Raw genomic sequence first — 12213 nt, 5'->3', positions numbered from 1 at the left:
AGCCATGCATCAGCGGCACAAAGGGCAGCGGCACGGTGTTCTTTTCCGGCTGCACCCTCAAATGCTGCTTCTGCCAGAACTATCCCATCAGCGCCGAGGGCCTTGGCAAGGAGATCAGCGTGGAACATCTGGCAGAGATTTTCCTGAATCTGCAGGAGCAGGGTGCCAACAACATCAATCTGGTCACGCCCGGCCAGTGGCGGCCCTGGATCATTGCCGCGCTGGATATTGCCCGGGCTAAGGGCCTGCATCTGCCCATCGTATGCAACACCGGCGGCTACGAAACGGTGGAAAGCGTGGAAGCATGGCGCGGATACATCGACATCTGGCTGGCCGACCTGAAATACGTCTCCTCCGCCCTCTCGGCAGAGCTTTCCTCTGCACCGGACTATTTTGCGCAGGCAAAGCCCGCCATTGAAGCCATGATGGCACAGGCCGGGCACCCGGTGTTCAATGCAGAGGGCATCCTGCAAAAGGGGGTCATTCTGCGGCACCTTGCCCTGCCCGGCCATGTTGACGACAGCTTTGCGGTGCTTGACCAGATGGCCGCGTGGAACGATGCAGACCCCGAGTGCTTCATCCCCAGCGTCATGAGCCAGTACACACCGTTTTACAAAGCCGCAGAGCACGGCATCGGACGGCGCATTACCACCTATGAATACCGCCGGGTGGTCAACTATGCCATGGACAAGGGACTGGCGCAGGGCTACATGCAGCAGAAGAGCAGCGCGAAGGAAGAGTATACGCCTTCTTTCGATTTGACAGGGGTATGAATTCGTCAAATCTCCCAAAAAAGGCTGATTATTTTCTCTTGCATCCCCGCGGAAGTGCTTGCAATCCCATCCGGGCCGGATTATAATGGATACAACGATGTGTTAACAGAACTCTGATGAGCTGTAAATATCAGGAGGAGCGTTATGGAACATTTCAACCCGATCCTTGGCAACGATACCACCGGCCAGAAATTCATCACCTGTGGTGAGATCATGCTGCGCCTGACCCCGCCGAACTACGAGAAGATCCGTATGGCATCCGGCTTTGAGGCCAGCTACGGCGGCAGCGAGGCCAACATTGCACTGGCACTGGCGAACCTTGGTGTGGACAGCACCTTCTTCAGCGTGGTGCCCAACAACAGTCTGGGCAAGAGCGCCGTGCGCTGGCTGCGTTCCAACGACGTGCACTGCACCCCTATGATCCTGACCGAGCCGAACGAGACTCCTTCCAACCGTCTGGGTACTTATTATCTGGAGACCGGCTACGGCATCCGCCCGTCCAAGGTCATCTATGACCGCAAGCACAGTGCCATTACCGAGTACGATTTCTCGCAGGTGGATCTGGATGCTTTGCTGGACGGCTACGACTGGCTGCACCTGAGCGGCATCACCCCGGCACTGGCACCCAACTGCCGCACCCTCATTCTGGATATGCTCAAGGTCGCCAAAAACAAGGGCCTGACCGTCAGCTTCGACGGCAATTTCCGCTCCACCCTGTGGAGCTGGGAAGAAGCCCGCGATTTCTGCACCGAGTGCCTGCCCTATGTGGATGTGCTGCTTGGCATTGAGCCGTACCACCTGTGGAAGGATGAGAACGACCACTCCAAGGGCGACTGGAAGGACGGCGTGCCTCTGCAGCCCAGCTATGAGCAGCAGGACGAGATTTTCCAGCACTTCATCGAGCGGTATCCCAACCTCAAGTGCATTGCCCGCCATGTGCGTTATGCGCACAGCGGCAGCGAGAACAGCCTGAAGGCCTTCATGTGGTACGACGGCCACACCTTCGAGAGCAAGCTGTTCACCTTTAATATCCTTGACCGCGTGGGCGGCGGCGATGCCTTTGCCAGCGGCCTGATCTACGCCATGCTGCACAACTACAGAGCCATGGATATGATCAACTTTGCGGTGGCAAGCAGTGCCATCAAGCACACCATCCACGGCGATGCCAACATCACCGATGATGTGAGCACTATCCGCAACCTGATGAACATGAACTACGATATCAAGCGGTAAGTTTTATCGCCGTACAGAGAACGCCCGCCGGGTCTCCCCGGCGGGCGTTGCTTTTTCTATCAGATATACCGCCCGGTGATGCTCTCCGGGTTCTGTCTTACCTGTTCCGGCGTACCTGCCGCCACGATGCGTCCGCCGGCATCGCCGCCGCCCGGCCCCATATCCACAAGGTAATCCGCATTGCGGATCACATCCAGATCATGCTCAATGACCACCACGGTGGCACCGTTCCCGATCAGCTTCTGGAACACGCCCAGCAGGGTCTGTACATCCAGCGGATGCAGGCCGATGGTGGGTTCATCGAACACGAACACACTGTCTGCCTGCCCCTTGCCCATCTCGCTGGCAAGCTTCAGCCGCTGGGCTTCGCCGCCGGAAAGGCTGGGTGTCTCCTCGCCAAGGGTCAGGTAGCCAAGGCCCAATTCTTTCAGTACCTGCAGGCGCTGGCGCACAAGCTTGCAGTCCGCACAGGCTTCCAATGCAGTGGACACATCCATGTCCATCAGGTCGGCCATGGAGGCTGGTTCGCCGTTCGCCGTGGGCAGCTTCACTGCCGCCGCTTCCCGGCTGTAACGCGAACCGCCGCAGTCCGGGCAGGGCACTTCTACGTCCGGCAAAAACTGCACATCCAAACTGATGACGCCGGTGCCGTCACAGGTGGGGCACCGCAGCTTACCGGTGTTGTAGGAAAAATCGCCCGCCTTATAGCCGTGGTCTTTGGCATCCTGCGTTTTGGCAAACAGCTTGCGCAGCTCATCGTGCACATTGGCATAGGTGGCCACGGTGGAGCGCACATTGATGCCGATGGGCGTTGCATCGATCAGCTTCACCTGCGCGATTTCCTCGGCCTCCACGCTTTTCACATGCGCTGGCAGGGCTGTGCCGTTCACCTTTGCCTGCAAGGCCGGGACCAGGCTTTCCAAAATCAGGGTGGTCTTGCCGCTGCCGGACACACCCGTAACCACGGTCAGCCGCCCCTTGGGCAGTTCCAGTTCCAGCGGCTTCACAGTATGGATGGCCGAGGTTTCCAGATGGATGCGGCCCTGTGCAAACAGCTCATTTTCCGGCACATGCGGCCGGGCGTTCACCCCCGCCCTGCCTGCAAGAAACGGGCCGATCTGAGAAGCCGCGTTCTGTTCAATTTTCGGAATGCTGCCCTGCGCGATCACATGTCCACCCTTTGCACCGGCTTCCGGCCCCATCTCGATCAGCCAGTCAGCTTCCTTTAAAATTTGGGTATCGTGATCCACCAGCACCACCGAGTTGCCGTCGGCCACAAGGTCGTGCATCACATCGGTCAGGCCTTCAATGTTAGAAGGATGCAGGCCGATAGACGGTTCGTCCAGCACATAGAGCACACCGGTGGTACGGTTGCGCACCGCACGGGCCAGCTGCATCCGCTGGCGCTCACCGGTGGAAAGAGTGGAAGCGGAGCGGTCCAGCGTCAGGTAGCCAAGGCCCAGCGAGAGCAGCCGTGCCGCTGCCGTCTGGAAGGATTCGCAGATATTGCGGGCCATGGGCCGCATCTCTTCCGGCAGACTGTCCGGCACACCCGCCACCCAATCGGTAAGCTGCACAAGAGTCATCTGACAAGCCTTGTCCAGCGTGATGCCCCGCAGCTTTGGGGTACGAGCCGCATTACACAGCCGGGTGCCGCCGCAGTCCGGGCAGATGCCTTGCCGCAGGAACTTTTCCACCCGCTTCATGCCCTTTTCATCCTTGACCTTGGAGAGGGCGTTCTCCACGGTATAGGTGGCATTGAAATAGGTAAAATCCAGCTCCCCGGCCTGATTGGAATTTTTGTTATGATAAAAAATGTGCTTTTTCTCCGCCGGGCCATGGAAAACGATATCCTTTTCCCGGTCGGTCAGGTCGCGGAAGGGCACATCGGTGCGCACGCCCATCTCCCGGCAGATATCCACCATCAGCGACCACATCAGGCTCTTCCACGGGGCCACGGCACCTTCGTCGATCGTAAGAGAATCGTCCGGCACAAGGGTGCTCTCGTCCACGGTCATCACCATGCCGGTACCGCTGCAGGTACGGCAGGCACCCTGACTGTTGAAGGCAAATTCTTCAGCGGAAAGCGCGCGCACGCTGGCACCGCACTGCGGGCAGAGCAGCGGCTTTTCTGCCGCCACGGCAAGGCTGGGTTCCAGCCAACGGCCGCACTGCGGGCAGGGATAGCTGGAAAGACGGGAGAACATCAGGCGCAGACTGTTCAGCAGTTCCGTGCCGGTACCAAAGGTGCTGCGGATGCCCGGCACAGCGGGCCGCTGATGCAGTGCCAGTGCAGCCGGAACATACAGCACTTCGTCCACCGATGCCTTTGCCGCCTGCGTCATGCGGCGGCGCGTATAGGTGGAAAGTGCGTCCAGATACCGGCGGGAGCCTTCGGCGTAAAGCACGCCCAGCGCAAGGCTGGACTTGCCCGAACCGGACACGCCCGCCACACCCACGATTTTGCCCAGCGGCACATCCACATTCACGTTTTTCAGGTTGTGCACCCGCGCGCCGCGGATCCTGATATGGTCGACCATCTTCTCTCCCCCCCTGCTGTCACTGCTTCTTTTTTAAATAGTATCCAATGCCAATGGCATCTGCCAGCGCCCAGCCGATGGGCACGCTGAGCCAGATGCCGGTAACGCCCAGCGGCGTGGCCGAAAGCAGATAGGCCAGCATCAGCGGCAGAGCAAACAGCAAAATGCTGCCGGTGATGGGGCCTTTGGTCAAACTACGCTGCATTGTTTCCGATTCTCCTTTTTATAACGCTGTTTCAGCCGGTGCACTGGCTCTGCCGCCGTCCCGCCTTGAAAGAGACTGCTCTCTTCCTGCAAACTTCTGACGGTACTCTCTGGGCGTGCAGTGCTTGATTTCCCGGAAGGTCTTTGTAAAGTAGCTGGTATCCGAAAAGCCGCAGTCGGCACCGATCTCGCCGATTTTCATGCTGGTGGAAAGCAGCAGCTCGGCGGCCTTTTCAATGCGGTACTGCTTGACATACTGGATGGGTGTGATCCCCAGCAGCTGCCGGAAGCTGCGCAGGCAGGCGCTCTCACTCAGGGCCACGCAGTCGGAAATGCGCTCCACGTTCAGTTCCTCAGCATAATGCTCTTCCACAAAACGCAGCATCTGTTTCATGCGCTGGGCCGCGATCTGCTCCTGCTGAGAGACCTTTGTTTTTCCACCCTCGCACTGCATTCCCAGCAGATGCACCGCCGCCGAAAGATGGTACCGCGCCTGATTCTCATAGTCAAAGACCTCTTGGGCCACTGCGTCCCAGACTTCCCGCAAATGGCAGAGCACGGCCTTCTGCCCGTCGTCTGCCTCGTCCAGCAGAAAGAACGCCGGTGCTCCCGGCTGAAGCAGCGGGTGTACGAGCTTTTGCCAGAAGATGGTATCCATGCCGCCGATCAGGCGCGGATGGAATACCCCGGAATGCAGCAGGGCATCCCCGGTCTCAGCCTGCTCCACCGCATGGAACACTCCGGAATTGACAAACACGCCCTGCCCGGTCTGCAAAACCAGCCGGGCTTTGCTCACGTCCACCGCCAGCGGGCCTTTTACGGCAAGGATGTATTCAAACTCTTCATGCCAATGCCATGCTACCGAGTAGCTTTTGAGGTCCTCTTCATAGCAGGCAATAGGAAACAGTGCGCTGCCGTGCTGCACCAGTTCCCTGCCCTCGTCATCCGCCACAACATCCGGCAGGCAGTTGAGCCCGCCCGCTGCTGCACAGCTGGTCTGAAATGCCACGATCAGCCATCTCCTTTCCGTCAAGGTGCACATCCGCATCCGCGCCGGTTTTGTTGTATCAATCGGGCGTTTTTATCCTAATATTCCGCTCCGATGTGTGATATTATTACATCAGCAAAGTACAAGATGCATTGCAAGTATAACACGCTTCCCGGAGGAACTCAAGATTTATGGTACAGCTTCTGCTTCCGATCATTTACATCTCGTTCATCAGTCTGGGCCTGCCGGATTCCCTGCTGGGGTCGGCGTGGCCCTCCATGTATCCGGCGCTCGGTGTGCCGGTGTCCTATGCGGGGCTGATCTCCATGATCATCTCCTTTGGCACCATTGTTTCCAGCCTGAACAGCGACCGGCTCACCCGTGCGCTGGGCACCGGAAAAGTGACCGCCCTCAGTGTGGCCATGACAGCTGCCGCGCTGTTCGGCTTTTCGGTCTCCACACAGTTCTGGATGCTCTGCCTGTGGGCCGTGCCCTATGGGCTGGGTGCAGGCAGCGTGGACGCGGCCCTGAACAACTATGTTGCCTTACATTATAAAAGCCGCCACATGAGCTGGCTGCACTGCATGTGGGGCATCGGCACCATGATCAGCCCCATGGTCATGGGCCGGGTGCTGGCAGGCGGCGGGCCGTGGACATCCGGCTACCGGTACATTGCCCTGTTCCAGATCCTGCTGAGCGCAGTGCTCTTTTTCAGTTTGCCGCTATGGCAGAGCCGTACTGCAGGCACCGACACCGAAACTGCTTCGACGCAGGCGTTGAGCCTTGGACAGGTATTCCGTCTGCCGGGTGCCAGAGAGGTGATGCTGTGCTTCTTCTGCTACTGTGCATTGGAGACCACGGCCGGTCTATGGGCCAGCAGCTACCTCACACTGACGAAAGGCGTTGCCGTCGGCACTGCCGCCAGCTTTGCCAGCCTGTTCTACATCGGCATCACTGCCGGGCGCGCCGCCTGCGGCTTTTTGACCCTGAAATTCAACGATACGCAGATGATCCGCATGGGTCAGTGCATTCTGGCCGCAGGGGTGCTGGCTCTGCTGTTGCCCGGGCCGCAGATCCTTGCCCTGAACGGTCTTGTTCTGGTAGGGCTGGGCTGTGCGCCCATCTATCCCAGTATCATCCACTCCACGCCGGAACACTTCGGCGCGGACAGATCGCAGGCGGTCATCGGCATCCAGATGGCAAGCGCCTATTTGGGCAATCTGGCCATGCCGCCGCTGTTCGGCCTGCTGGCAAACAACATCACTCCGGCACTGTTCCCTTTTTACCTGCTGGCACTGCTGGTGCTCATGGTATTCATGCACGAACAGCTGGTGCGCAAAACAAGCCGCTGCTAATTCTGCCATTCTCCTATTTCATATACAGCAAAAGGCTCCCTGTCCGGTCTCGGGCGGGGAGCCTGCTGTTTTAAAGGAGTTATTTACAGGATGCACCGGCTGATGGCGTTGGCGACCGCAAACAGTTCCTGCTGGCCGATAAAGCCGAACTTTGCCTCGTGTGCGTCCGCAAAGCAGACGGTCAGCTGCGATGCCTGCACCGGGTCGCCAAAGCCTGCCGTCTGGATCCCGAAGTGCAGCACCTTGCGGTACGGCAGCACAAAGATCTGCTGCCGGGTTCCGGTAACGCCCTGCATATCCACCATGATGATGCGGTGGGTGGTAAAGATCACCTGATCGCGCACCGTCTTGTAGGCACCCACGATGCTCTCACCGTCCAGCAGCAGCGCGCGGGCATTTTTGCAGATGTCCTTTTCCTGAAGGCGGATGAGGTTTTCCATTGGCTTATCACGGAATTCCATGGTTTTTGTCCCCTTTCCTGCGTGGTTTTCTGCCCTTATTGTAGCATTCCTGCAGGCGGTTTACAAGATGTGCTCTCGCCTTTTGGGCCGGGCTGTGCTATACTGTATGCCAAAGAGATTCTTATAAAAACGAGGTAACTCCCATGGAGATCATCATTCATCAGGCCATTCTGCACGTGCTGGACACCACCATGGATGCGCCTGTACTCAGCGGCAGCGGCATGGAAATGACCGCCGAAAAGACCGCCTATTTCCAGTACCACATCGAAAAGCTGCTTGCCAGCGACGATATCCGCCAGTGCCGCCCGCTGCCGGATTCCGCCTTTAAAAACGAGCTGGAGCACAACCACGATTTTGTGGACCTTTCCTGCCGCATCGCGGGCGTTCTGTTCGACTACATGCACGCGCACACCACCATTCCGGGGGCAGACCTTGCCGTGGTGGATTTTACCCGCGATGGTGAGCCGTGGCTGGGCATCCTGAAGTTGAACTACAAAAACGGCTACACCCACTACACCGAGAATGTGGAGGGTGCCCCGGTGAACTCCATCATCCAGCAGCGGGCCTGCCTGCCCAGCCAGAGCGGCAAGGTGGAGGAAGGTGCCCTTGTCAATCTGACCGACTACTCCATGAAGCTGCTGGAAAAAAAGTTCGACATCGACGGCCACAAGGATTTTTACCTTTCCACGGTAGTGTTCCAGTACACCACCGCCCAGCCGGAAAAGAAAAAGCTGCAGGCCATTCAGGAAGCCGCCGTGCAGGCCGTGCAGGAAAACTACGCAGATCAGCCCCACGTAGAGGCTCAGGTCGCGATGCTGATCGCCAATCAGGCCGCAGACAACGACAATCAGGTATCCATCCAGCAGGTGCGTCAGCAGTTGGAAGAGGAATATCCCCTTGCCGCCGTGCCCTTTGATGATTATGTGGAAAAGAGTGATGTGCTGGAAGCGCCTGAGCAGCCCGTGACCGTGACCCCTGCGCGCATCCGCCGCATGGAGAGCCGCAGCATCCACACCGCCAACGGCATTGAGGTGAAGATTCCCACCGAACTGCTCAACTCGGACAACGAGGTGGAATTTCTGCACAGCGACGACGGCAGCATTTCGCTGCTCATTAAAAATGTGATCCTGTAAGAAACGATTTAAAATTGTCTCCGCGCACGGATCGCACTCCGACAATATCAGCGGAATCATTATTTTCATATTTGCAAAAGCCGAAAAATCTGCGGATTTTCCGGCTTTTCTTTTTTCACAGGAAGGAGCCGTAACGAGAAACAACAAAAAAGCCATCGTTTTTGCATTTCTGCATCAACGATGGCTTCGTATTGGAGCGGCCGACGAGGCTCGAACTCGCTACCTCCACCTTGGCAAGGTGGCGCTCTACCAGATGAGCTACGGCCGCATATTGGAAACCCTGCTGGATTTCCTTAGCTGGTGCCTCCGATCGGAATCGAACCAATGACACGGGGATTTTCAGTCCCCTGCTCTACCGACTGAGCTACAGAGGCATAAGCGGTGCAATTATCCCTGCACCCTCCCGAGCGATTCTCGCGAATTTCGGGGCCCCCGCGAAAGCTTGCGAAGCAAGATTTTGTGGGGAAGAGGAGAAAGTCTGGCGTTCATCACGGCAGTCTTGCTTGCAAGACCGCCCGATGAACTGCAGGACTTTCGACGAAGCGACCCGGATCGGGCTCGAACCGACGACCCCCAGCGTGACAGGCTGGTGCTCTAACCAACTGAGCTACCGGGCCAAATGGTGGAAGTTAACGGGCTCGAACCGCTGACCCTCTGCTTGTAAGGCAGATGCTCTCCCAGCTGAGCTAAACTTCCACAAAATGGAGCGGCCGACGAGGCTCGAACTCGCTACCTCCACCTTGGCAAGGTGGCGCTCTACCAGATGAGCTACGGCCGCACATTCCATGTGTTTGTGCCGGACTGTTTACCGGCGACGCTGATTATTATACCGTACCGCCCGGAAATTGTCAACCACAAATTTGCATTTTCTGCAAAAAAGTTGGAAACCCGCCTGTCTGTATTCAAAAGACTTCACTTTTGCGCGCTTTACCTGTGTCATCATTCAAGTTTGCCATGACATACACGAAGAAAATTGATTTGCTTTCCCTTTTGTAAACTATTATAATGGAAAGTGTCATTTTGTCGCCTGTAAGAGCTGCGTCTGTTATGCCGCTGAGGGCATACAGGCGCGTTTTCGTGCGCAGAAATAGGAAAAGCCAGCATAAAGGAGCAAACACAATGTATAAGATCACTGAAAAAGTCGCGCTGAATCCCACCGTGACGAAGATGGTCATTGAAGCCCCGCTGATCGCCAAAAAGGCAAAGCCGGGCCAGTTTATCATTGTGCGCCCGTTTGAGGACAGCGAGCGCATCCCCCTGACCGTGGCCGGTTACGACCGCGAAAAGGGCACTGTGGATATCATTTTCCAGATCGTGGGCGGTACCACGATGGAGCTGAACAGCCTGCAGGTGGGCCAGAGTGTCCACGACTTTGTAGGCCCGCTGGGCCGCGCCACCGAGGTGGAAGGCCTGAAGAAGGTATGTGTCGTGGGCGGCGGCGTAGGCTGCGCCATCGCTCTGCCCATTGCCCGTGAACTGCACGAGCAGGGCTGTGTGGTGCACAGCGTGGTGGGCTTCCGCAATAAGGACCTGCTGATCCTTGAGGACGAGTTCAAAGCCTGCAGCGATGAGCTGCGCATTATGACCGACGACGGCAGCTATGGCACCAAGGGTGTTGTTACCGCTGCACTGGACGAGCTGGTGGCCGCCGGCAACCAGTACGATCTGGTCATCACCATTGGCCCGCTGATCATGATGAAGTTCGTGGTCAAGACCTGCCAGAAGCATGGCCTGAAGAGCATCGTTTCCATGAACCCCATCATGATCGACGGCACCGGCATGTGCGGCGGCTGCCGCCTGACCGTTGGCGGCGAGACCAAGTTCGCCTGCGTGGACGGCCCCGACTTTGACGGCGATCTGGTGGATTTTGATGAGGCAATGGCCCGCGGCACCATGTACCGCCCGTTTGAGGCACACGCCCGTGAAGCGGCATGCAATCTGCTCAATCAGGAGGTAAAATAAGATGGCTTTCAATATGGACCCGAAGAAGTGCCCCATGCCCACGCAGGACCCCAATGTGCGCAACAAGAACTTTAAGGAAGTTGCACTTGGCTACACCGAAGAAATGGCCGTGAACGAAGCAAAGCGCTGCGTGCACTGCAAGAACAAACCCTGCCAGACCGGCTGCCCTGTGGGCATCGATATCCCCGAGTTCATCGGCCATGTGGCCGAGGGCGACTTTGAAGCCGCTTATCAGGTGATCAACCGTTCCTCTTCCCTGCCCGCTGTCTGCGGCCGTGTATGCCCGCAGGAGAGCCAGTGCGAGGGCAAGTGCACCCGCGGCATCAAGAACGAGCCGGTGGGCATCGGCCGCCTGGAGCGCTTTGTTGCCGACTGGCACCGCGAGAATGTGCACACCGCCCCCATCGTGCCCGAATGGAACGGCCACAAGGTGGCCATCATCGGCGCAGGCCCTGCCGGCCTGACCGCCGCAGGCGATCTGGCAAAGCTTGGCTACAAGGTCACCGTTTACGAGGCCCTGCATGTGGCCGGCGGCGTGCTGATGTACGGCATCCCTGAGTTCCGTCTGCCCAAGGCCATCGTGCAGCAGGAGATCGACGGCCTGAAGAAGATGGGCGTTGATTTTGAGTGCAATATGGTCATTGGCAAGGTGCTCACCATCGACGAGCTGATGGACGAGTACGGCTACGAGGCCGTGTTCGTAGGCTCCGGTGCCGGTCTGCCCCGCTTCATGGGCATCCCCGGCGAGAGCCTGAAGGGCGTCTACTCTGCCAACGAGTTCCTGACCCGCTCCAACCTGATGAAGGCTTATCTGCCCACCAGCAAGACCCCCATCCGCACCGGCAAAAAGGTCGCCGTTGTGGGCGGCGGCAACGTGGCTATGGACGCTGCCCGCAGCGCCCTGCGTCTGGGTGCCGAGACCGTGTACATCGTCTACCGCCGCGGCATGGCTGAGCTGCCCGCCCGTAAGGAAGAGGTGGAGCACGCCGAGGAAGAGGGCATCATCTTCAAGACCCTGTGCAACCCTGTGGAGATCCACGCCAACGACGAGGGCTTTGTCAAGTCCATCACCTGCATTGAGATGGAGCTGGGCGAGCCGGATGCTTCCGGCCGCCGCCGCCCCATCGAAAAGAAGGGCAGCGAGTTCGAGCTGGATGTGGACACGGTCATTATGAGTCTGGGCACCAGCCCCAACCCGCTGATCCGCTCCACCACCCCGGGTCTGGAAACCAACAAGCACGGCTGCATCGTTACCGACGGCGACGACGGCAAAACCAGCCGCGATGGTGTGTACGCCGGCGGCGATGCCGTGACCGGCGCAGCCACCGTCATCAAGGCCATGGGCGCAGGCAAGGCTGCTGCAAAGGCCATTGACGAGTACATTCAGAGCAAGTAATCCCCTGTGGAGGTGGGCACCGCCCACTGAATACCGGATATGAAAAATCCCCTGTGCCAGCGCACAGGGGATTTTTGCATCTTATTCTGCGGTCTCCGTTGTGAGCGCCGGGTAGCCCGTCCGCACGCACCGCACAGCGCACCGGGCGCTGCCGCCGGTGGTGCAGGT

General features: G+C 58.3%; 10 protein-coding genes and 5 tRNA genes. 6 read left to right on the top strand and 9 right to left on the bottom strand.

All coding sequences use genetic code 11. From position 1 onward, the window contains the following. Both QZL71_RS05385 and QZL71_RS05380 read left to right on the top strand, forming a co-directional pair. Positions 1 to 773, top strand: a 773-nt coding sequence (locus QZL71_RS05385; protein WP_294648148.1) for a radical SAM protein, incomplete at its 5' end; no start/stop codon positions are given. 144 nt (positions 774 to 917) lie between these two features. Further along, a complete protein-coding gene (locus QZL71_RS05380; RefSeq protein ID WP_154260472.1) occupies positions 918 to 2006 on the top strand; it encodes a sugar kinase in 1089 nt (362 codons plus the stop codon). 59 nt (positions 2007 to 2065) lie between these two features. Here QZL71_RS05380 and QZL71_RS05375 read toward each other — a convergent pair whose 3' ends face one another. Genes QZL71_RS05375 through QZL71_RS05365 form a run of 3 tightly spaced genes read right to left on the bottom strand, consistent with a single transcriptional unit; the run spans position 2066 to position 5759 of the window. Beyond that, the gene (locus tag QZL71_RS05375; RefSeq protein WP_097775341.1) at positions 2066 to 4546 is read right to left on the bottom strand and encodes an excinuclease ABC subunit UvrA; all 2481 of its coding nucleotides are present in this window, start codon (positions 4544 to 4546) and stop codon (positions 2066 to 2068) included. A 19-nt stretch (positions 4547 to 4565) separates the two neighbouring features. Further along, positions 4566 to 4751, bottom strand: coding sequence for a hypothetical protein (locus QZL71_RS05370; RefSeq protein ID WP_179860489.1), 186 nt, complete (start codon positions 4749 to 4751; stop codon positions 4566 to 4568). Between the two features lie 18 nt (positions 4752 to 4769). Next, the gene (locus QZL71_RS05365; protein ID WP_242961888.1) at positions 4770 to 5759 is read right to left on the bottom strand and encodes an AraC family transcriptional regulator; all 990 of its coding nucleotides are present in this window, start codon (positions 5757 to 5759) and stop codon (positions 4770 to 4772) included. A 170-nt stretch (positions 5760 to 5929) separates the two neighbouring features. Here QZL71_RS05365 and QZL71_RS05360 point away from each other — a divergent pair, with 170 nt between their 5' ends. Beyond that, positions 5930 to 7093 carry an MFS transporter gene (locus QZL71_RS05360; RefSeq protein WP_294648145.1) on the top strand — a complete coding sequence of 388 codons (1164 nt, stop codon included), beginning with the start codon at positions 5930 to 5932 and terminating at the stop codon, positions 7091 to 7093. Between the two features lie 83 nt (positions 7094 to 7176). Here QZL71_RS05360 and QZL71_RS05355 read toward each other — a convergent pair whose 3' ends face one another. Beyond that, positions 7177 to 7554, bottom strand: a complete 378-nt coding sequence (locus QZL71_RS05355) for a PH domain-containing protein (RefSeq protein ID WP_097775338.1) — start codon at positions 7552 to 7554, stop codon at positions 7177 to 7179. Positions 7555 to 7697: 143 nt separating this feature from the next. Here QZL71_RS05355 and QZL71_RS05350 point away from each other — a divergent pair, with 143 nt between their 5' ends. Beyond that, on the top strand, positions 7698 to 8687 hold the full coding sequence (locus QZL71_RS05350) for a nucleoid-associated protein (RefSeq protein WP_005945773.1): 990 nt from the start codon (positions 7698 to 7700) through the stop codon (positions 8685 to 8687). Positions 8688 to 8879: 192 nt separating this feature from the next. On the opposite strand, the gene QZL71_RS05345 is transcribed toward QZL71_RS05350, so the two are convergent. The 5 genes from QZL71_RS05345 to QZL71_RS05325 all read right to left on the bottom strand — a co-directional run bounded on the left by QZL71_RS05345 (position 8880) and on the right by QZL71_RS05325 (position 9465). Then, positions 8880 to 8955, bottom strand: a tRNA-Gly gene (locus QZL71_RS05345). A 30-nt stretch (positions 8956 to 8985) separates the two neighbouring features. Continuing rightward, positions 8986 to 9061 (bottom strand) — tRNA-Phe (locus QZL71_RS05340). A 169-nt stretch (positions 9062 to 9230) separates the two neighbouring features. After that, positions 9231 to 9304: transfer RNA gene (locus tag QZL71_RS05335), tRNA-Asp, on the bottom strand. Positions 9305 to 9307: 3 nt separating this feature from the next. Next, a tRNA-Val gene (locus QZL71_RS05330) sits at positions 9308 to 9383 on the bottom strand. Positions 9384 to 9389: 6 nt separating this feature from the next. Further along, positions 9390 to 9465: transfer RNA gene (locus tag QZL71_RS05325), tRNA-Gly, on the bottom strand. A 341-nt stretch (positions 9466 to 9806) separates the two neighbouring features. Between QZL71_RS05325 and QZL71_RS05320 the strand changes: the two genes are divergently transcribed. After that, positions 9807 to 10649 carry a sulfide/dihydroorotate dehydrogenase-like FAD/NAD-binding protein gene (locus tag QZL71_RS05320; protein WP_044954207.1) on the top strand — a complete coding sequence of 281 codons (843 nt, stop codon included), beginning with the start codon at positions 9807 to 9809 and terminating at the stop codon, positions 10647 to 10649. Position 10650: 1 nt separating this feature from the next. Continuing rightward, positions 10651 to 12045 (top strand): NADPH-dependent glutamate synthase, encoded by a 1395-nt coding sequence (gltA, locus tag QZL71_RS05315; protein WP_005945766.1) that lies wholly within the window; start codon positions 10651 to 10653, stop codon positions 12043 to 12045. The last annotated feature ends 168 nt before the right edge of the window (positions 12046 to 12213 follow it).

The organism is uncultured Faecalibacterium sp. (genome assembly GCF_900066275.1).
Lineage (GTDB): Bacteria > Bacillota > Clostridia > Oscillospirales > Ruminococcaceae > Faecalibacterium > Faecalibacterium taiwanense.
The sequence above is the reverse complement of the archived record's forward strand: the minus strand, read 5'-3'. Positions and strand labels throughout refer to the sequence as shown.

Excerpts from the sequence above, each read along its gene's own strand:
- QZL71_RS05360 (WP_294648145.1), top strand. The coding sequence starts at position 5,930 with ATGGTACAGCTTCTGCTTCCGATCATTTACATCTCGTTCATCAGTCTG.
- QZL71_RS05380 (WP_154260472.1), top strand. The coding sequence starts at position 918 with ATGGAACATTTCAACCCGATCCTTGGCAACGATACCACCGGCCAGAAA.
- QZL71_RS05355 (WP_097775338.1), bottom strand. The coding sequence starts at position 7,554 with ATGGAATTCCGTGATAAGCCAATGGAAAACCTCATCCGCCTTCAGGAA.
- QZL71_RS05350 (WP_005945773.1), top strand. The coding sequence starts at position 7,698 with ATGGAGATCATCATTCATCAGGCCATTCTGCACGTGCTGGACACCACC.
- QZL71_RS05370 (WP_179860489.1), bottom strand. The coding sequence starts at position 4,751 with ATGCAGCGTAGTTTGACCAAAGGCCCCATCACCGGCAGCATTTTGCTG.
- QZL71_RS05320 (WP_044954207.1), top strand. The coding sequence starts at position 9,807 with ATGTATAAGATCACTGAAAAAGTCGCGCTGAATCCCACCGTGACGAAG.
- QZL71_RS05375 (WP_097775341.1), bottom strand. The coding sequence starts at position 4,546 with ATGGTCGACCATATCAGGATCCGCGGCGCGCGGGTGCACAACCTGAAA.
- gltA (WP_005945766.1), top strand. The coding sequence starts at position 10,651 with ATGGCTTTCAATATGGACCCGAAGAAGTGCCCCATGCCCACGCAGGAC.